Origin of the sequence: Yimella sp. cx-51 (assembly GCF_017654605.1) — a bacterium.
Taxonomy (GTDB): Bacteria; Actinomycetota; Actinomycetes; order Actinomycetales; family Dermatophilaceae; genus Yimella.
Map to the genome: position 1 here is coordinate 2,435,407 of NZ_CP072113.1, position 20,880 is coordinate 2,456,286.

Below are 20,880 nucleotides of genomic sequence, written 5' to 3' on the forward strand. Positions count from 1 at the left end.
CCTTTACTGTTCCTTCATCCTCGGGATCGAGGGGAAGACTGTCGATGGGTTGACCCACCCGGGTCACTCCACCAGTGGCACCTGTACCTTCACCGCCTTGCCGGACTGGATCCAGAAGCCGCGACCAGGCGGGAAGTCAGCACGTTTGACGCGGGGTAGAGCTGTCCGCAGGACGGTCTCTCCGTCCTGCTGATCGGGCGACAGCAGGAGTCCGGTACCGCTGTTACGGATCTCCATCGACAGCGGCCAGGAGTTCCAACCGCTCGTCTCCCCCTCGGCGATCACCAAGTGACCGTTCCGACGCAGCGCCTTCACCAACTCCAGGAGCGTCGGATCCGCCAGGCTGCTGATGAAGTCGGGGTACGCCTCGATCACCACACACATCCCGGGCGTCGCTTCCGGCGCAGCCAGGTTGGCGGTCGAGATCAGCTGCGCCGCAGCGTCATTGACCTCCTCGATGCCGATCGAGGTGGACTCCCAGAACGGGCTCTGGGACAGCTGCGACCGCCGAGCACTGAAGTGGATCATGCGTACAGCAGGGCACGCCTCCCTCACCGCCTCGGCCATCCACCGCAGCGCATTCGTGCGTCCTGATTGGCTGGGGCCACAGACGAGCACGGCTCCGCGTGGGTCGAAACCGAGAGCGGTGAGCGTGTCATCACGCATACCGATGACCGGGCGCCCACCAACGCTCTTCTCCTGACCCGATGAGGGCACGATCGCCGGAAGCGACTTGATCGGGACGGGACGCGAGGTGTGCCGACCCGCGAGGTCGAGGCCGAATGCCTCAAGATCACGGGCCTGCACTGCGACATTCACGCTGGTGCCGAGGATGGCCAGTTGGACTTCTTGTTCTGTTTCGGCGTCGATCCCTCTGCCCGGTCGGGACTGAGCGTTCAACATGTCTCGGGGCACGGCGAGCGAGTAGTAGGCGTCCTCGTCCGCCTGCCGCAGCACAATGCGCTTCAAGAAAGCGGACGACGCCGAAACAGGCACGACATTCGGACGATCCGCGGTCATTGCCACATGAACACCCACGGCTCGACCGTCGGCGAGGATGCGCAGGAACAGGTTGTAATAGGCGTCGCGCCCGAGCACCCCCTCGTACTCCGCGCGGAAGGCCCCGAAACCGTCCAGCAGCAACAGGATTCGCGGCTCGTCCGGATGATCTGCCAGCTCTCGATATTCGGTGAGGTTGGCAGCCCGGCTCGCGGAGTAGCGCGCCGCGCGTTCCTCGATCACGTCGCGGACGTAGCGCAGGAGCCGCTGCACTCGGTCGTCATCGTCGCCGGCTATGACGGCACCCACGGTGGGGAGCGCCTCAAGTGGCCGCAGGGCGCCACCGGCGAAATCGAGGGCGTAGGTGTGCACCGGGCCGCTTCGTGGCGTGATCGCCGAGGCAGCCGCCAGCGACCGCAGCGCCGTCGACTTCCCAGTGCCACTGACGCCGTAAAAGACGATGTTGCCTTGAGCGTCGGGCAGGAACCGGTCGACTGGCTGATCCTGCTTGTCGGGGTCGTCACGCACCCCGAGGACGATCTCGGTGTCGCGACGCTGACCGAGGCGAGTGAGGTTGTAAACCGGCGCCAACGACTCCAACCAAGGGCGTCGGGGCAGCGGCACTCCGGCCCGCACCACCGCCGCATTCAACGTGTCGACGACCCGGTCGATGTCCTTGCGCACACCGTCACCGACCACTTCCGTGCGCGGGCGTGTCCACGGCCGCTTTGCGCCGAACCCCATCTCGACGATGTCGATCGGTGGCGTGGGAGCGATTGCCGGGGTGCGGGATCCGGGGAAGCCGGACTGGAAGCGCAGCAACCGACCTGGCCCGGTGCGCGCTACGCCGCGTCCGGGAATGCTTGGAGGAAAGTCGGCTGCTTGCTTGTCTCCCACCACATCGGTGGAGTCGTGTTCATCGGCCATTCGCAGGGCGATGCGCAGGTTGGTGTTCGCGCGCAGGTTGTCCTTGATGACGCCGGCGGGGCGCTGGGTGGCCAGAATCAAGTGCAGTCCGAGGGAGCGGCCACGCTGCGCGACGTCGACGACACCGTCGACGAACTCAGGCACTTCGCCTGCAAGAGCTGCGAATTCGTCGACCACGATCACCAGACTCGGCGGGCACTCATGATCACCGGAGGCCTCGAGTTCGAGCAGGTCTTTCTTGCCCTTCTCGTTCAGCAAGCGCTCCCGTCGGTGGAGTTCGGCTCGAAGGCTCCGCAGCGCCCGCCGCACCAGATACGGAGTCAGGTCAGTGACGATGCCCACTGAATGCGGTAGATCGGTACATCGGGCGAACGCCGCGCCACCCTTGTAGTCGACGAACAGGAAGCTGACACGGTCCGGGCTGTAAGCGTGGGCCATACCGAGCACCCACGACTGCAAGAATTCGCTCTTGCCCGCGCCGGTCGTTCCACCAACGAGGGCGTGGGGGCCTTGTGACCGCAGGTCGAGCGTGAAGGGCTCAGTGCCGGCGTGGCCGACCAGTGCACGCAACGAACTTGCCTCCGAGCGCGGTACAGGAGGCGCCGACCGGTCGATCAGGCTCTGGTTCTCCCGCCAACGAGTCAGCACGATGTCGGCGTCGTCGCACTCCTGGGCGCCGAGCAACGAAGCGATGGACACGCTCCGGGGCAGATCGGAGTCGTCCTCAGCAACTGCGCTGTCGTCAACCACTGGAGCCAGGGAGCGCGCGACTGAATGGGCGACATCTGCACCGATCGTCTCCGGGGTCACCTCGGCGTCCGGCACTTCCTCACGCACGAGATTTGCTGTGGGAGAGCGTCCTTCGTCGACTTCGATGAAGGCACGGCAAGCAGCGGGTAGATCGCGGCGGGTGTTCGCCACCCACAGCACATAGACCCCACCGTCGGGCCCACGCTCGGCGATTCGGGTCAGCCGCGCGCGGTCCACTGTTGTGTCATCGACAACAAGTACGACTGAAGGCAGCACCGGTTTGTCCTCGTCGAGCACACCTGGTCCACGCGGACGCGCCGCCGCTTCGACCCGAACGTCGAGCAGCTCTTCCACCTGCGCGAGCAGAACCGAACCCGATCCGGGGTCGGCCGACAGGTGCTGGCCCCGTAACGGCGACTGCGGCGAGTCGCAATGAGGCAACCATTGCAGCCACTCCCAACGGTCCCGGTGACGCACTGAGGTCAGGCATGCCACCACCACGTCGGCGGGCGAGTGCAACCCGATCACCTGTGTGAGCACTGCCCGGGCGACGCCGTCCACCTGTGCGGAGCTACCGCACACTCCCACACCACCTGCCGACCGCAGATCTGCGGTGATGGGTGCTTCGGTAAGGACCGACCGACTGGTGGCAAGCTCCCGTGCCTGCGCCACCAAGTCGGGCAGGCCGTCCGTCGGCGCCTCCTTCACGGTTGTCGTAGGACGAATTTCTCCTAGTCCCAGTCGAATGCGGAGGAACTCCGGATGTTCTGGTCGGCGCGACCACAATAGTTCGGTGCGATCGATGATGGCCCGAACCGACTCCGCGGCCGACGGGTACAACTTCAGCCGAAGCTGACGCTCCTCGTCGAGCGCAGCGTCGAGCCTCTCGCCCATCGACATGAGCGCACTGTGGAAGTTGTCGGTAGCAGCTGCGGTCCTGCGTCGCGAGTGATTGCGCTGTGTCCACCAGGTCGAGACCATCATCAGCGGGCTCAGAGCCACGAAGACGATGCTCAACAGATTTCGGGTGAATGCGTAGAGCACGACACCCATCACCAGGGGAGCCACCATCGCCAGCAACGGAAAGGGTTGACTGTCGGCGCGCGAAGGTGGTCTGGGTAGTTCGAACTCGCGGGGCGCCGGACGCCGCATGACCCGCGGTGATCGCGTGAACGTCACGTCAGTCGAGGTCGATTGGTTGGCAGTCAGTGATCGAGTCGGGGTGATCGTGATGCGCGTGTCGCCAAGTTGTACAACATCGCCCGGTCGCACCGTGACGCTGTTGACCTGCACTCCGCCCACCAAGACACCGTTGGCGGAATTGGCATCAGTGAGTTCGATCGCTTCGCCAACTGTCACGCGTGCGTGCAGCTTGGAGACAAGGGGATCCGTGAGCCTCACGTCTCGGTCGGCTGAGCGGCCGATCGTCGACTCACCGATACCCAGCGGCACCTCGACGCCCCGGTCGACACCATCGATCACTCGGACGACGGCGACACTTTCGCTGCTCACCCGATTTCCGCCGAGTGTCGCAGCCGTCACCAGCTCAACCGTCTGACCCGATCGGAGCCCGGCCTGCAAGATGCTCGCGGCCGGGTTGAGCGTGCGCGAGACGTTGCCTTCGCGCACGTTCAAGGTGAGATTGCCGCGAGCCTTCTCGGCGTCCGGACCGGCCGCGAGAGCAGCTGCGACATCAGCCGCGGTGGCGGTCGCGTCCGCCGTCACTTGGAGGTTCTGAGCAGCACCGGTTTGCTTGTCGAGCAGCGCAATTCGTACTCGCATCAGTCGTCCTTCGGAGTGTCGAGCGCAAGCAGCGCGAGATCGTCGCCGGTCACCAGCAGGGTGGCGACGGCATACTCGACCAGTCGCATCCGACGATTGGCTGCCTGTGCGCCCGGGCCGCCTCGCAGTCCAGTCACGCCGCAGCGATCAAGCTTGTCGCAGACGTTGTCGAGCTTGCGGTTGAAACGCGTCTGGGTCCAGCCCAGTCGCTTCGCCGCATCGACTGCGGTCGGGATCTCCCAGGCACCTGCGCCGGGGTGGCGAAGGACTGGTTCGGCCAGCGCGACGATCGCTTGCAGCTGCGAGGCGGTGAACGCTGTCGGAGCGACCGTCGTACCCACCGAGGCCGTCGCCCGATGGGCCGGCGGGGCGTAGGTGCCGACCTGCGTCGTCAACCCCAATTCGTACGCGGTCGGGCCCGCCGCAAAACTCAGGGTGCTCACGGGAAAGACCAACGGAAGAACAGCACCGGGGCCCAACGAACTGCGCATCAACCCACGGGAGTCAGTGACATGTGCGGCGACTCGAGTGCCGCGATTGGCGATCCACCACAGTCCCTCCCGGTCGTACACCTCCAGGAAGTGCCGATGCAGATATGGGTTGTCGTCGATGGCCAGGTCGCCCTCTCGACCGATGGCGAAGGTCGTGCCCGACTCAACCGTGAACTGCTCACCGGCGAACTCCACCGCAAGTGGGGCTGTCATGGCGTCTCCGTGCACTTGGTGACGGCGTCGGACGCTTTGCCCGAAGTGCGAAGCACCTTCACCTCAAGGCAGGTGCGCCCCGGGAGCGTGGAAACCGTCACCGTGGTGTCGGACGTCGTGAGCAGCTGCTCGGCCTTGCTCGGGTCGATGACGCGGTAGAGATAGGTGTCGCCAGGTTTCGGCTCGGGATTCCTCCACGTGAAGGTCGCGACCTTGCCCGCTAGCTTCCCGGTCAGAGACGTCGGGGCAGCCACGACTCCCCCCAACGGATCGACCGGTACGGCAGCCTCGGACGTTGAGCTCTGAGCGGTGGTCGCTGCACCGCCGTCGTCCTTCAGCGCCAGATAGCCGGCGACTGCACCGGCGATCAACAGCGCGGACGCCCCGACCGCCACCAATGGTTTGGCCGAACGCGAGCCGGCCGAGGTAACCGGCTGCGGCACCTGCAGATCGACCGGCTGGGCATGCTCCTCGCTAGGCAGAGCGGGTGCGGTGAACACCACTGGCTCGACTGCATCGATCGCACCCCGACCGTGCTGCAGGATGCGATGACCGTCAATCGAGGATCCCGTTGTTCCTGCTGTTCGACCAGTGTGGTCCCGGTTGCCGGTCCGCCGGGACCATGTCGATGAAGTGGGGCTGCCGTCCGGATCGATGGCGACGTAACCGGAAACACGGGTACCGCCGTCGTCCTCCTCCTCGACGACGTCATCAGGCAGCCGCTCGTCGCGAATGTCGATGGCGGTCATCGGTAGGTGGAGATCGGCCTGCACCGATTGGAGCGCACGCGCGAACTCCAGGGCGGTGCCGTAGCGCTGCGCTGGATCCTTCGCCATCGCGGTGCGCAACAGACGTTCAAGGGATTCGGGCACGTCCGGCCGACCCACCACGGGAACGGGATTGGACCGCACCCGTTGACTCATCTCCCACGCGTCGTTGGGGCCGCCATCGACCTCGAAGGGGCTGCGTCCGACGAGCATCGTCCACAAGGTGGCGGCCAGGGAGTAGACATCGGCTTCGCGACCGACAACCGCGCCGTCGACCTGCTGTTCCGGTGGGGCCCAGGGCACAGAAGCACCAGAACCGCCCGCGGCCGTACTGCCTGGCGCGGTCGACACCGAGATACCGAAATCGGTGAGGGCAGGACGACCGAACTCGGTGAAGAGAATGTTGGCCGGCTTGACGTCGCGGTGCAGGATGCCCAACCGGTGCGCGGTCTCGACGGCCCCTGACACCTGGATGACGATCTCGATCGCCTTCGCAACCGCCATCGGCTTGCGACGAATGCGCTTGTCCAGGCCTGGCGGAGGGCAATACTCCATCACCAGGTACGGACGCCCGTCCGCGGCCGCGCTGGCTGCGTAGATGCTGACGATGGACGGGTGGTTGGACAACTGCGCCATGAGGCTGGCTTCGGCCTCGAAGGCCGCCTGACCACTGTCGCCCAGGCCCCGGAACAGCACCTTCACACCGACCGGCCGGCCGAGACCGAGCTGCTCGTACTTGAAGACATCGGCGAAGCCACCCATGCCGAGCAACTCCACGAACCGGAAGCCGTCGATCCGGGGCGGCGACGAGGGTTGCCGCCTACTCATGCCAGCTTCTCCACCGTGAGCGAGACACCGTGCCCGAAGTCGAGGATGTCACCGGTAATGAGTGGGACAGGAGTGTCAGGAAGCCGCGTGGGCGGATCGTCTCGCCGACGCAAGAAGGTGCCGTTGGTCGACTGCTGGTCGACCGCCACGGCCGTCCACCCTTGCACCTCGACCTGCAGGTGAGTGCTCGACACATGGGCGAACGGCAGGACGACCAGCCGGGGCATCTCCGTGCCGGTCACGCGAGTCGAGCGCGGCCGACGCCCGAACACAACCGTGCCCTGTAGGTCGATGAACTCCCCGTCGCTCGTACGCAACACCCCGACGGTCGGCCTCGGTAACCGTTCGGGCGCGGCTGACAAAGCCCCGTCGCACTGCCAGCATCGGGGCCGCTGCGGCGGGTTTCCGTGCCCTTGGTCGCAACGCACCCCGAGAAGAAGCACTTCGCTGGAACCAGAGGTTGCTGTGGCAATGGGCTGAGTCTTCGGCGACGGCAGGTCAGCACCCATGACGGTGAATCCGTCGTGGTCGGCCGCATCCCACTCGTCCACCATCTCCGGCGAGTCTGATTGCGCTGCAATGGATTTGGTGGGCACAGCGGCCAGACTCAAAGGCACTCCCGAGATGAATCCGTCTTCGCCACTTTCCCGTACGGCGGCGTTCTCGACCGGCACCAAGGACGTTGCGCCCCACAGCTCGGCGAAGTCGGTATCGATGACTTGAGACGGATCACTTGTTGGAGGTGACTGGTGTACGACCGCCGCTTCGACCGCTTCAATACCGTCGAACGCGGCGTTCTCGGCCACTCCGGAGTGCGCCGCGGCCGGATCGCCAGGAGCGGCGTCTCCCGCATCTCCAATGCCAACCTCGGCGAGGTCCGGACCCGGTGCGGGCACACCGCCAGGCTCAGATTCCGGTTCGAACTCTGCGAGTGTTTCGGTCCGCGCGTCGGCTGGCGGCGCCACCGAGACGGGGCTCGCCGCAGCCACTGATTGCTCGGGGAGTGCGGCCTCAACCCGGAGCTCCTCCACGACCTCAACTGCCTGCGGAGCCTGGGCGAGCACCACCCGCGACGCCGGCATGACACCAGACCCCACCAGCCACGATCGTCGCTGATCGGCTGCCGCTCCTTCATCGTCCGTACTCGAAATGGACAGTCCCTCAAGATCAGTCACGAATTGTTCGAGCCAGGTGCTTGCAGCGGCTCCGCCAACCACTGAACCGGCGGTGTTGGTCACTTGGAAGCCCCCGCGCACCAGCACCTGCGCTTGGTCGTCCGAACTCTGGAAGATGCCGGCGAAGCCGGGGAGGGCGAGCAGACTGCAATTCAGCACTTCGGCCAAGACTTCGATGAACGCCGCGGGTGTGGTGCCATCGTCCAAGCGCAGCCACACTTCCTCGGCCACTTCGGCGGGAACGGAATCGCCCACCAAGACCGCACCCGAGGACCACACCAACGCATGGTGTTTGCCTGGCACCCAGCGGAATGTGCGCTTCATGACCCAGCTTCCAATACTGCATTCGGCAGTGTCTGCGCATCAGCATCGGCATCTGTGTACTCATCACCAATCGCCCCGGCCGCACTGACGACATCGACCACGATGACGGTCACGTTGTCGCGCCCACCCGCCTCCAGCGCACTGTCGACCAGGCGTTGAGCCGCGCTCTGCGGGTCCGCCGCGCCGCGCAGCACACGTGCGATCTCGGCGTCCTCGACCTCCCCGTGCAGACCATCGGAACAGCACAGGAATCGCTGACCGCTCGAGGCAGGCACCAACCACTGGTCCACTTCCGGCACATCCGGCATACCCGCGCCGAGCGCACGCGTGATCACGTTGCGCTGAGGGTGTCTGCGTGCCTGTTCGACGGTGAGTTGCCCGGCACTCACCAACTCTTGTACCCGCGAGTGGTCGACCGTGAGCTGCTCGAGCTCATCCTCCTCGAACAGATAGGTCCGCGAATCGCCGATGTTGAAGACCAGACAGTAGGGCGAACCGTCGACAAGGGTCATACCCAGGCCGGTCAGAGTCGACCCCGGTGCAGCTGAGCCATCTTGCAGAGCAGCGACCTGATGGGCCGCTCGTTCGACCACCTGGTGCAGCGAAGGCGAATCGAACCATTGTGCGCTGTTCGACGCACGGAACTCCTCCACGATCTGTGCAGCCGCGACATCGCCACGGGCATGTCCACCCATCCCGTCGGCAACCAGGAAGACCGGCGGTGAAGCGTAGGCGTTGTCCTCGTTGTGGGCGCGCACATGTCCCACATCCGATGCCATGCCGAATGCCACCTCGAACCGGCTGTCGTGCTCAGCCATGGGTCACCTCGAACGACCGGCCTCCGAACATCACACGCTCGCCGAGTTCGAGCGGGTGCCGCACCCCCGGCTCGAGCCTGCGTTCGCGTCCGTCAACACCGACGATCCGCACGCCGTTGGTCGACCTCAGGTCACGCACCCACAACCCGTCCGCTGTGCGCCCTACGGCGACATGGGTCTTGGAGATCGATCGGGCGGCATCGGGTACGGCAATCGCCTCCACCTCACCCACTCCCGCGGGTGCGACAGGGTCGCGACCCAGAACAGCCGCCCCAACCAAAGGCACGACCCTCCCGTTGTCCAAAATCAACTGCACAGTGTCGGCGGCAGTGGGCATCGAGACCACCGTGTGCTCAGCTGATCCACCAACGGGTCGTCGTTCGACGACGACTGGCTCACCCCTGGCCACCTTCGGCTCCGCGATGGGCTGGCCGGTGGAAGGCATCGACCACGGAGTCGACTCGATGACCGGACCCGCATCAAGCGGCCTGTTGACTCGATGAGCTGCGGATTGGGATCCCTCGCGCGGCGATCCGGCAACCTCAGTCGAGTCGGCGAGCGCTCCGCTGGACGGAAGGCTGTCGATGCTGACGGGCACCGGCGCAACCGGATCAGGGTCGGCCTGCGTCGCCGCGGCCGGGGCGTCGGATCGCAGACAACGGCCACGTCGCGTATCGACCAGGACCACGCCGGCCATCCGGTCGAGCCAGTTCTGGTTGAGCGGCGGACGAATCGTGGCAAGAGAGGCGATGTACCCCAGACCGCAGGTGAGGCTGGCCACCAATCCCTCGACGATCAGTTTCAGGAAGGCGCCGGCTGACGCTTTGCGCCCGGTGTACTGGCCGACGTGGCGCAGGCCGAGCACGAACTGCCCCGGAGTGGCCGCGGCGCTCACCAGTGTGTAGATCGCCAAGACCCAGTAGATCGGGAGCAGGAGGAGCCCAGCCCAACTGACAACAACCGGGAGGTGCAGCACCAATCGGGAGCCGAACACGAGCGCATAGGCCAGCAGTGGCACCGCCGCGTCCAACGCTCGCGCGAACACCCGGCGACCGGTCTCGACCGGGGCGTACCCGGCGAGCACACCGTCAGGTACGACCGGACTCCCGGTGGGCGGGCTTTGCTCCGTCGTCATGGGGCCTCCTTGATCGGACCAGTCGGCATTACAGACCGAAACGCGTTGGCCATCAACGGCTTCCGTGTCGTATGACGGTTGGAGTGACGCCCTGAACGCAGCGACCGGGGCGACACTGCGGCACGCATCCGACGCCATCGCGACTGAGTCGTGCGCATCGAGGCAACGACCTGCGCGCCGGTCTCCCACGAATCATCAGACGTCGAGGCGTCGGGTTCGTCGCCGCCGAAGACATGCGCATCGACGGACCGGGCGAAGCCCACCGCACCTGCCTCGGGGAAGCGCGCAGTCACTCGGTCGGCTGCTTCCTGGCGGGTCTCGTTCTTGGCGCGGGGCAGCCCTAGATCGATTGCGGCGTCCATCACTTCATCCCAGGCTCCACTGATCCGATCGCTGAAGCGCGCGCGATGAGAGCGCTTCTTGCGCCGACGACGCTTCAGGGCGAGCACGACCACGAAGGGGGCGACAAGCATCGTGAGACCACCAGTCACGTACGCGACGGTGCGCACCAAGCCCGCCCAATCGAATCCTGGTTCGGCAGCCTTCTGCTTCTTGGCCTGCTTGCCATCGCTCACCGCGGCCGGCGGTTCGGCATTGTCTTTCGGTGGGATCGGCGGTGGAAGCACCCGTGGCTTCGGTTGGGGCTGGGGGGACATGGTCTGCACCTGCGGTGTGCGATCACGATCGGGAGTCGGGTCGAAGGCGACCCACCCTGCCTTCTGGAAGGGCACCTCCACCCACACGTGGACGTCGTTGCCGGTGAACGTGATCGGGCCTGACAAAGCCTTGTCGGGATCCGCGTAGAAGCCCATGACAACGCGCGCGGGAATGCCCTTGGAGCGCGCCATGAGCGCCATCGCCACGGCGTACTGTTCATCGTCACCGATCAGTTGCGGCAGTTCCAACATCGTGCCCATTCGTTCGGCGGTGTGCCCTGCACGCGACTTGCCGTCCGAACCATTGGAGTAGAACCCGGTAGTGCGCAGAGTCGACTCGATCGCCCGCAGTTGGTCAATGGGTGCCCGGGCCTTGGCGGTGTAGTCATCGGCCAGTTTCGACACAGCATCCGGCACATTCGTATCGCCGATCTCGCCACCGAGCGGTTGGTCGGAGCGCAACGCCTCATCCGTGGCCAAGGGGCGGCTCAGTAGATCGACCTGGTAACGGGCACCCGAACGCACCTGCGCGGTCGTCAGCAGGTTTCCGGTTGCAGGACTGTAGTGCAGACCCGCGGCGCGAGGCTCAGCGTCGCTTCCGGTGAAACGCACTCCCTCGACCGTTCCGCCACCCGGCATCCAGACACCTGAGTAGCCGCTGATCGAGATGTCGAGCACCGACCGTTTGCCATTGCTGCGCTGTTGATCGAAGCGTTCGCCGATGCGTACGAAGTTTGTGGACGAGCCACCGACGGAGTACACGATGCCGTCGTAGGCATCGAGCACCGCCAACTGCACGCGCTGCCCCTTGGCCAGCCCGGCCACCGTCACCAACGGCGTTTGTTTCAGGTCGCGCTCGAGATACCTGAAGTCGGTCAGGGGGCTGGCATAGGACCGAAGGTCGAGCGGCGGCACGACATGATCGCGAAGCACGTAGCGGGAGTCGCCGACCACGGCAGGCGTCGCGGCGTAAGCCACACCCATTGCCACGGCCAGTCCGACCAGCGCGGCCGCGACCCTCGCAACAACTCCTGACCGCACCGAGGCACGCTCGAAAACGGCGACCTCATCGGCTTCCCTCACCAGCACGGAGCGAATCACGTTCCAGCACAGCGCAACCGCAACGAAGGCGACGCCCTGCCAGACCGCCAGCGGCGCGTGCTGCGTGCCCCACAGAATGCCCACGATGAGAAAAGCGGCTGCCGGAACCAAGGCGAACAGATGCCACCGCGCCCGCATCGCGAGGCTGAAAGAAAGGACGGAACAGACGACGGCAGAGAGATACGGGACGACGGTCGGCCCGGTGAAAGCACTGGCAGGTGTGCTGACGGTGAGCAGGTCGCGCCACGCGTCGACAGTCAACAGCGCCAGTCGGCGCAGGGTGACGAGTGTCGGCAGCACACCGCCAGTAGCTGTGGTGGGCAGAGCAAATAGTCCGCCGAACAAGAAATAGGTCGCGACCACCACAGCTGTCGTACCAAGCACGCTCCAGCGTCGCCACGCAGAAAGCAGCGCGATGCCTGCTCCGAGCAGCACGCCTCCGCCAGCCGCGCGATAGCCGGGAGAGCCACCGAATACTGGGCCGAAGGCAAGCACGCCGATACCCATCAAGAGCGCGAAGCAGACCAGATCTGCCGGCCATGTGCGCGGCAGCCCGGTGGCTGCGTCGATCCGATGAGTGCGCCGCTGCGATCTGCGCAGCGGCAAGGACATCGCCGTCACAGCAGACTCGCGATCGCACGAGGCAAGGAGTCGAGTTCGGGCACATCGAGCACCACCAAATCGCCGATGCGGCGCCGGTCCCCCGTCAGTTGCACACCACACCGGATCGCGAACGTGACGACGTCGAGCGGAAGGTTGTTGCGTGCCCGCCGAAGGGTCTGTCCGTCGCTCGACCCGCCGGTGATGATCGTCGCGATCGATGCTCCTGGTGCGACCGTCAGCGCGTGGGAGGCGAGCTCGGACAAGTCCCGTTTGTCGGACTGAAGCTCGACAGTGCTCATCTGGTCGAGCAACGTCGCCCCGGTCGGCGCGACGATTCGCCCGCTATTGGTGACGATGGTGACTTCGCGTTCTTCACGCATCGCTTGCAACCCCAACGATGCCGCGGCAGAGACCGCCGTCTCGAAGTCTTCGGGGTCGAGATAGTCCTGCGGACGGATGGAGAGCACCACGAGCAGGTGCGATCGACGGGTCTCCTCGAACTGCCGCACCATCAGCCGACCGACGCGCGCAGTCGTCCGCCAATGGATCGCCCGCCGGTCGTCGCCCGGCACGTAGTCGCGCAACGCGTGGAACGAGACATCCGAGGACGACAGGTCGTGCGTTGTGACACCTTCGATGTCACGCAGGAATCCGGCCTTGCGAGCGTCCAGACGAATGGTGCGCGGGTGCACATACAGGTCAACCTGGTCGGAGAGGTCCTTGACCCTGCGCACCAGCGCGAACGGGTCAGCGCGCACCGCCCTCACCGGGCCGAGGACGATGTGTCCGCGGCGACGCGTCGGCACAGTGAAGATCTCCTCGTGCTCGCCGTCACGGGCCAGGGCTGGAATGGAGAAGCCGGCGGCGCCCTTGCCGACCGGGAGTTCCGCCCGCACCGGCAGACGGCTCACACCGGATCGCGGCGATGCCACCACCCGACCCATCGCCTGCTCACCGATCTGAACTCGGTTGGCAATCAATTCGATTCGCGCACGTAGTGGCGCAGGACCAATGACCCAGAGCAGAGCGAGAACCAGCACGACCGCACCGCAGACTGCGCCGGCAACCAGCTCAGCCCAGCCACGAGATGCACCGACGTACAAACCGAGAAGGATCGCGGCGAGAAGCACCCAACCGGCGGTAGTCACCGTCGACAGAGCCGGTGCCGTGCGGGCAAGTACGGGCTCAGCCCGATCGAGCAGACGTTCCCGACCGTCCAAGGCTCGCTCGCGCAGCGCCGCCACCCGAGTCGACAAGCCCGAGGGGCGAAGTCGCGCGCGGCGAGGACTCACCGGTTGGTCGACAGCGGTCAAGACGCGACGCCTCGCACCGTCGGCGCCTCGGTGGACGCGAGGGCCTTGGCCAACACGTTCTCTGGCGTCGCACCGGCGAATTCAGCATCGGGTGACATCACCAGGCGGTGCGTCCACACCGGCGCGCTGAGTTCCTTGATGTCGTCCGGTGTCACATAGTTGCGGCCGTGCGCAGCAGCCCACACCCGGGCTGCCCGCACCATCGCAATGGCGCCACGGGTCGACACCCCGAGCGTGGTGTCGACGTCGTAACGCGTTGCCTCGACCAATCGCTGCACGTAATCGAGCACGGCATCGTCCACATGGTTCTCCCGCACCAAATCAGCCATTTCGGCGATCGCGGTCGTCGAGATGATCGGGCGTAGATTCTTGGTGCGATCAGGCTGCGCCGAGTTCGCCAAGACCTGCACCGAGGCCGTGCGGTCCGGATAACCCACGGAGGTCTTCATCAGAAAGCGGTCGAGCTGAGCCTCGGGCAAACGGTAGGTGCCCGCTTGTTCGATCGGGTTCTGCGTCGCGATCACCATGAACGGTCGCCCAGCGTCATAGCGAGTGCCGTCGACGGTCACCCGCGACTCCTCCATCACCTCCAGCAGCGCCGACTGGGTCTTCGGCGATGCCCGGTTGATCTCGTCGGCCAACACGATCGAAGCGAAGATCGGGCCCTTGTGGAACTCCCACTGCCCACTCTTCTGGTCGTACATCGTCACGCCCGTGATGTCGCTCGGAAGCAGGTCGGGCGTGAACTGGATACGGCTGTGCGTGCCCTGCACCGTCGCCGCCATCGCGCGGGCCAACGCTGTCTTCCCTGTGCCCGGCGCGTCCTCCAACAGCAGATGGCCCTCGGTCAGCATGCAGGTCAACGCCAGCCGGATCACCGGCGCCTTGCCCAGCAGCGCTTCGCCGATGTTGGCGGTGAGCTTCTCGAACGTCCCTGCAAACCAAGCGGCGTTCTCAGCGGAAATCGTCATTTCTCTGCTTTCTCAGTTGGGCGAACAGAAGTCATGGGCGGGGTCACTGATCGCTCCATAGAACAGAGACGTGCTTCCGACGTTCGCATTCGAAATCCAGTCGTGATTTCCGTTCCCGTCAACGTTTCCCACCCATTCCCAAGCTCGGTATCCCGGGCCGGAGCTCCCGGCGGCACACCGAACTCTGGAATTCGGGGCGTAACCGAAGAGCCTCACCTGGGTGCACGTCCTACCGCCGCAGTCGACAGAGCGGGTCTGGTAATCCCCGCGATAGACCGGCGGTGGCGGCTCTGCCGCACTGGTCGCGGACGCACACTTCTCGTCCGTGGCGCCTGACTCGGCCTGGGTGACGCGCACACACAACGTCCGGGTGGTGCTGTAGCCGACGCTGGAGAAGGTGTAGCTGCCACTGTCACTGACGCCGCCAGAGGCGTCCCGGGTGAGGGCGTAGGTCGCGGGTCGCCCGTTGCCCGAACCGCCTGACCAGGAGCACGCGATGTCCTGAGCGCCACTGGCACTGCAACTGGGCTGCGGTGCGGTCGGCCGACCATAGGGAGTCGCTGCGGGAGCCGACACTTCGTTACCAGGACCAGACCTGTCGCCGACCGCTCGCACCGAGACCTGCACGGCCTGGCCGTTGGTGAAGCCGCCCACATTGCCGGATCCACCAGGCAGGTTGACCCATGCCCCAGCCCCATTGCGTGCTTGGTAGGTCACGGTGTTGCCGTTGCCGGCGGCTCCGGACGCGGTGACCGCAATCTGACCATCGGTGCCGGTCGCTCGCGCGGTCACCGACGTCGGGCTCCCGACCCGGCGGGCCACGTTGACGCCTGAAACCTGCGCAACTGACTCGCCACCGGCGTTCTTCGCGGTGACCTTCACCGAAATGGTGCCCGTGGCCGTCACGTTGAACGAGCAGGTTGTCGCCGCTTGGTTCTGACACTGCGTCGTGCCGCCCGACCACGCCACCGAGTAGGTGACGGGGCTGCCGTTGGCGTTGGCCGGCGACCAGGAGACCGAAACAGAGTTGCTCGTGTGGTCAGGGGCCTCCGTGACTGCCGGGGTGTTGACCGCGAACGCACCGGGTTGATCGAACGGTGTCGCACACGAACGCGGGCCAGGTTCGGAGGTTCCCGCGGCATTGGTGGCAGTGACGCTGAAACAGATCTCGCCCGTGCCTCCGGGCAGACCCGTCCAGTTGAGGGAAGTACTCGTGCCGTTGTCTCGGCTGGCACCGTTGCTGGAGGTGACGGTGTGCTTCGTCACCTTCGTTCCATCAACCACAGCAGCGGGCCAGGACAACGCCACCGAAGTCTTGCCAGCAGTGGCGGTGAGCGATGCGGGGGCGCTCGGCTTGGCGTCGGGCGTGACAGCTGCCGACGACCCGGACCATCCAGAATCGCCTACTGCGTTACGCGCCATCACGCTAAAGGTGAGTGGCCGGCCGTTCGGCAATCCGTTGATCGTGCACGAGCTACCAGCACCGCAATTCTGTTGTCCACCAGGCCACTTGACGACATGGCCGGTCAGCGGAGAACCATTGTTGTCGCCGTCGGTCCAACTCACCGTGGCCGTCTTCGAGGCTTGAGAACGAGCGGTGACGCCGGTGGGGGTGCTTGGCTTTCCGAGCACAGTCACGCGAATCACGCCTTGCACCTGACGATCCACCTGACCCGAGGCGTCCGCCACCCGATAGGTGACCGACATCTGACCGGTGGCGTCTGCTGCCGGGCTGACCGTCACGCGCGTGCCACTAGCCGTCACCGATCCCTGACCGGACGCGCGAACGGGCGCGCCCACAAGGGTCAGTGGCTTGCCGCTGTCCGCGTAGGGATTGGTGACATAGGACGTGATGTCGACAGTTGCCGACTGCCCGGCCTTCACGGTGAGGTCGGCGGGAAGCACGGTCATCGGGGGTCGGGTCGACCCGACCACGGTGACCGGGATGGGCGCTGTTGCACTCTTGCCACTTGGCGAGGTGGCGGTGAGAGCGATGCTTCCGGTCTGGCCGACTCGAGCATTTCCTGATGCCCCGACCCTCAGGGTGCGTCCATTGAGCGAGGCGGTGAATCCAGCTGGTGCACCGCCGATTCGGTACTGCATGCCAGCCATGGCGCCCGGGTCTCGGTCAGTGACCATCGCAGCCACGTCGACCGACACCGCGGCCTCGCCGATCGCCACCTGCACCGCGGTGGGACGAATCACCGGAGTGCTGGCCTCAGCCTTCGGCGGGTTGGGGGCCGGCTTCACGGTGATCGGAATCGTGATGACCGCAGTGAGGCCGGCGGGATCGTTCGGGGTCGTACCGTCAGTCACGGGGAAAGTCACCGAACTCGGCCCCGCGAAGGTTTTGTCTGCGGTGAATACCAGGTTGCGCGGGTCCTTCACCTGCACAGCCGCACCCGCGGGCGTCTTGACCCCTGAGGCGTTCTGAAGCTGCACCGAGCGTCCGGAGCGCACCGTGAGGTAGTTCGGGATCGAGATCGAAAGCGGCGCGCCGGCTGTAGCTGTCAGTGGCACCCGGTCGAGACGCAGCGTGGGCGGCAGGCCCGTCGCCGGCGGCACCACAATCACCGCTCGGCCAACCTGACCGTCCGGGTCAGTCACCTCGTAGAGCATCAATTGCCGTTGGTCGGTGACCGGAACGATGAGTTTGCGATCTGCCGTCACCTGGACGCCGGCCGCACCGGTCTTCAGCGTCAATGCAGCGGAGGATCCATCCGGGTCCTCGTCATTGGCAAGTACGTCGACGGTCACCGACTTCTTGTTGGCAACGGTCGATGCCGCGATGATGTCGTCACGGGCGACGGGCGCCAACAGCGGAGCGTCTTTTCGAACATCGACTGCCAGAACCCCGCGGCCAGTGCCGCCACGACCGTCGGTGATCTCGTAGTAAAAACGTTGCACCCCAACGGTTTCGGGGGTGATCAGGTCGACGCGTGGCCCCACGGCTGTCGCCTGCGCAGTCGTGCGCCCATCGACTGGCTTCACCGAGCCCGCCACCACAGTGATCTTGTCACCGTCCGGGTCGAAGTCGTTGGTGAGCACCGGAATCGACAACTGCCGACCCGTGCGGGCAATCACGTTGTCGGCCACCGCCACCGGCGATTGGTTCTGACCTGAATCTGGTGCGATACCCACTGTCACCGTGGCGGTGCCCTTGGCTCCGAACCGATCAGCCACCGCGTAGGTGAACGTGTCGGAGCCGGTTGCACTGGGAAGCGCGGCGTACTGCAACTGCCCGTCGACGACGGTCACCGTTCCCTTGCCCGCGGGTCGGTCGACACCTAGCAACGTGACCGAGTCGCCATCCGGATCGATGCCGTCCAGCGGCACCGCGACCTTTGCGGTGGTGCCGGCCAACAGACGCAGGGTGAGCGGGCTGGGAGTCGGTGCGGCGTTCTGCTTGTCCGCCGCTCGCACGGTGATGTGGACGTCCGCAGAGGCGAGGTTGGCGCGGCTGTCACGAACCGTGTAGGTGAGGTGCACATCTCCTGGCGTCGCACCCGCCAAGAAGCGCACCTTGCCAGCCGAAACGAATGCGGTGCCGAGAGGTTTCGATCCGACCGTCTCCAGTTTCTGGTCGAGGGTCAACGTGAGCCCGCCGGGCGAGCGATCGTTGGCGAGCACATCGAGGGTGACGATGTCGCCGGCTCGCACGGTCGCTGCATCCGGCCGGGCTTCCGGGCCGGAAACCGTCGCGGGCGGCGGCACCGGCACCACCGCCACCGCAGCAGTGGCAGATGCCTGCCCGTTCGACACCGTGTAACTGAAACTCTGGCGTCCGGTGAGCCCGCCCGGTGCCGTGACGCGCACCATTTCGCGCCCGACCATCTCCACCTGGAGCGAGGACGCCGTGGGCAGCTGCAACAACTGCAGCACCAACACTCCGCCGGCAGGATCGACGTCGTTGTCGAGTACGGGCACGAGCACTGAACCGCCGACGGGTAGCGCCGCCAGGTCGTTCTCGGCGACCGGCGGCTGGGCTTTTGCACCTGGCGCCGCAACATCCACACGGATTCGACCTGTCGAGTTGCCGGTGCCGTCGGAGACCGTGTAGGGCAGGTAGTACGTGCCTGCTTTGGCAACGTTGAGGGTCAATGTGCCCGACGAGTTGTCGACGCGCAGCGATCCCTGACCCGAAGCTGGCACAGGGCCCGCCTGCACCAGCCGCAATGAATCTCCGTTGGCATCGGTGTCGTTGAGCAATGGTTTGACCACCACGTCAACTCCGGCCGGGGCAAGCACGAAGTCGGTGTTGGCAACCGGCAACACGTTGCCCCGCGACTTCACCTTGACCGTGATCGACCCTGATGCATCCTTCGTGCCGTCGCTCACCACCACCGGCACGTTGAGCGTGCCTGCCGCCGTACCGTCGATGACGATCGTCACCGATCCCTGCTCGTTGTAGGTGACGGTCGCACCCTTGGTTGACGCGGCCGACTTCAGGAAGATCGGGTCGCCCTCGGGGTCGATCCAGTCCTGCAACACGTTGTATGCGACGCGGCCGCCCTGCACGATCTCCAGGGTCGACGTGCGCTTCGAGATCGGCGGATTCTGCACGCTCGTCGGGAAGACGGTGACCTTCACGGAGGCCTCCGCGGTGCCGCCACGACCATCGGAAACGGCGTAGCGGAAGGTGCCGGCGCCGGTTGCCGATGCATTGGTTTCAATCTGAAGCGCTTGCCCTCCTCGCACCGCGGAGACCTTGCCCACCGGAGTGGACGTGGTCGGCTTGGCTACCAACACGTCCCCATCGGGATCGGAGTCGTTGTCGAGCGCAGGCAAGGTCACAGAGGTGCCCGCTCTCACTCCATATGCGTCATCGAGAGCAATCGGCTTGCGGTTGTTGGTGTCCTTGTCAGCATCGGAGCGCTGCGCGGTGGTTTCGGTGGTGCTCTGCTTGGAGTCGCGCTTCTTCTGGTCTTCCAACTGTGCCCGGATGTCCTGCCAGTTGTTGACCTTCTGCATGTTCTTGTCGACCAAGTAGACGTCGCCGTTGCCGATGTCGTTGAGCACCACCACGGCCCGGTTGACCCGATAGACCAGTTGCCCGCCACCTGCAAGCGCCGACACGGTGCGCGCCTCGCTCTTTGCCTCGTCACCGCAGTCACGCCGGTAGTTCCCGGTGCCTGACCAAGCGGCATAAGTGCACCCAGCAACAACCACAGGAGCGGCGGGCACTCCGGCAGCCGTGACACTTCCTGCTGCAACGCGCGTCGGACTTCCGGCATCGAGCGGCACGGAGATCAGCTCGGTCGCCGTCGCCAGGCGCACTTGAGCAGCGGCCTCGCCCGGCTGCTGCAGCACAGCATCGGCTGCCTTCCCCAGAGCCACCGTTCCCTTTGCCGAATGGACTTCACCCCGAACCGTGTCGAGCGCGACCATTTGGTCACCCACGGCGGTCAGCACCAACTTCGATACATCGGTGACGCCCGGCATCGTGCCGGCATCCTGCGCCGTCCACGACGCACCCTGCCGAGCAATCCTGCGCAGAACTCCGCCGGTGCCGACGGCGTTGACGGCGCCGTCCACCCCGGTCACCAAGCGTGCACCGGGCAGACCTGACACCACGGGCGTGGACGTTGCCGAGAACTCCGTGGCTGTGCGTGCATCGAGTGCCCACACCTTGCCCGCTTTGGGGTCAGCTATCGCCAGCGTGTCGCCCCCTTGTGAGGTGGACATCCCTAGCGGTACCCGAAGCGCACTGGCCAGGACGAGCGTGGCTGGATTGATTCCCTGGATCCCACCGGCGGCAGTGTCCCGCAGCGCAATGGTGTTGCCTGATTGATCCACGTCGAAGGTTGCAGCGGTCGACTGCACCCCACCGTCCAAGGTGCGGGAGGGGTAGTTCAGATGCGCAGCCAGTCGCAGCGCTTGGTTGACGACCCAAACACCGCCGTCGTTGAGCTTGAGGTCCTTGGTCGGGACGCCTTGATGGAAAGCGGCGAGCAGCCCGACCACCAACGACATGACACACAGGACCGCCGCGTTACGCAGACCGCGCGAAGACATGTGCCACTACCT

The 20,880-nt window shown here is 65.6% G+C and carries 10 protein-coding genes; all 10 read right to left on the reverse strand.

What is annotated here, in order from left to right; translation table 11 throughout:
- Positions 1–63 precede the first annotated feature (63 nt).
- From J5M86_RS11620 to J5M86_RS11665, 10 genes are read right to left on the reverse strand one after another with little or no spacing between them, the layout of a single operon-like run.
- Complete coding sequence (locus tag J5M86_RS11620; protein ID WP_188059275.1) at positions 64–4,458, reverse strand: FtsK/SpoIIIE domain-containing protein; 4,395 nt, start codon at positions 4,456–4,458, stop codon at positions 64–66.
- Positions 4,458–5,162 (reverse strand): hypothetical protein, encoded by a 705-nt coding sequence (locus J5M86_RS11625; RefSeq protein WP_188059274.1) that lies wholly within the window; start codon positions 5,160–5,162, stop codon positions 4,458–4,460. Before J5M86_RS11625 ends, J5M86_RS11620 begins: the two co-directional genes overlap by 1 nt.
- Positions 5,159–6,757, reverse strand: a complete 1,599-nt coding sequence (locus J5M86_RS11630; RefSeq protein ID WP_188059273.1) for a serine/threonine-protein kinase — start codon at positions 6,755–6,757, stop codon at positions 5,159–5,161. The genes J5M86_RS11625 and J5M86_RS11630 overlap by 4 nt, the downstream gene beginning before the upstream one ends.
- Complete coding sequence (locus J5M86_RS11635; RefSeq protein ID WP_188059272.1) at positions 6,754–8,256, reverse strand: FHA domain-containing protein; 1,503 nt, start codon at positions 8,254–8,256, stop codon at positions 6,754–6,756. Before J5M86_RS11635 ends, J5M86_RS11630 begins: the two co-directional genes overlap by 4 nt.
- On the reverse strand, positions 8,253–9,074 hold the full coding sequence (locus tag J5M86_RS11640) for a PP2C family serine/threonine-protein phosphatase (protein WP_188059271.1): 822 nt from the start codon (positions 9,072–9,074) through the stop codon (positions 8,253–8,255). The genes J5M86_RS11635 and J5M86_RS11640 overlap by 4 nt, the downstream gene beginning before the upstream one ends.
- Positions 9,067–10,209 (reverse strand): RDD family protein, encoded by a 1,143-nt coding sequence (locus tag J5M86_RS11645; RefSeq protein WP_188059270.1) that lies wholly within the window; start codon positions 10,207–10,209, stop codon positions 9,067–9,069. Before J5M86_RS11645 ends, J5M86_RS11640 begins: the two co-directional genes overlap by 8 nt.
- A complete protein-coding gene (locus J5M86_RS11650; protein ID WP_188059269.1) occupies positions 10,206–12,578 on the reverse strand; it encodes a transglutaminase family protein in 2,373 nt (790 codons plus the stop codon). The genes J5M86_RS11645 and J5M86_RS11650 overlap by 4 nt, the downstream gene beginning before the upstream one ends.
- A gap of 5 nt (positions 12,579–12,583) precedes the next feature.
- A complete protein-coding gene (locus J5M86_RS11655; protein WP_188059268.1) occupies positions 12,584–13,882 on the reverse strand; it encodes a DUF58 domain-containing protein in 1,299 nt (432 codons plus the stop codon).
- Complete coding sequence (locus J5M86_RS11660; protein WP_188059267.1) at positions 13,879–14,853, reverse strand: MoxR family ATPase; 975 nt, start codon at positions 14,851–14,853, stop codon at positions 13,879–13,881. Before J5M86_RS11660 ends, J5M86_RS11655 begins: the two co-directional genes overlap by 4 nt.
- A gap of 12 nt (positions 14,854–14,865) precedes the next feature.
- The gene (locus J5M86_RS11665) at positions 14,866–20,868 is read right to left on the reverse strand and encodes an Ig-like domain-containing protein (protein ID WP_188059266.1); all 6,003 of its coding nucleotides are present in this window, start codon (positions 20,866–20,868) and stop codon (positions 14,866–14,868) included.
- Positions 20,869–20,880: the final 12 nt, after the last annotated feature.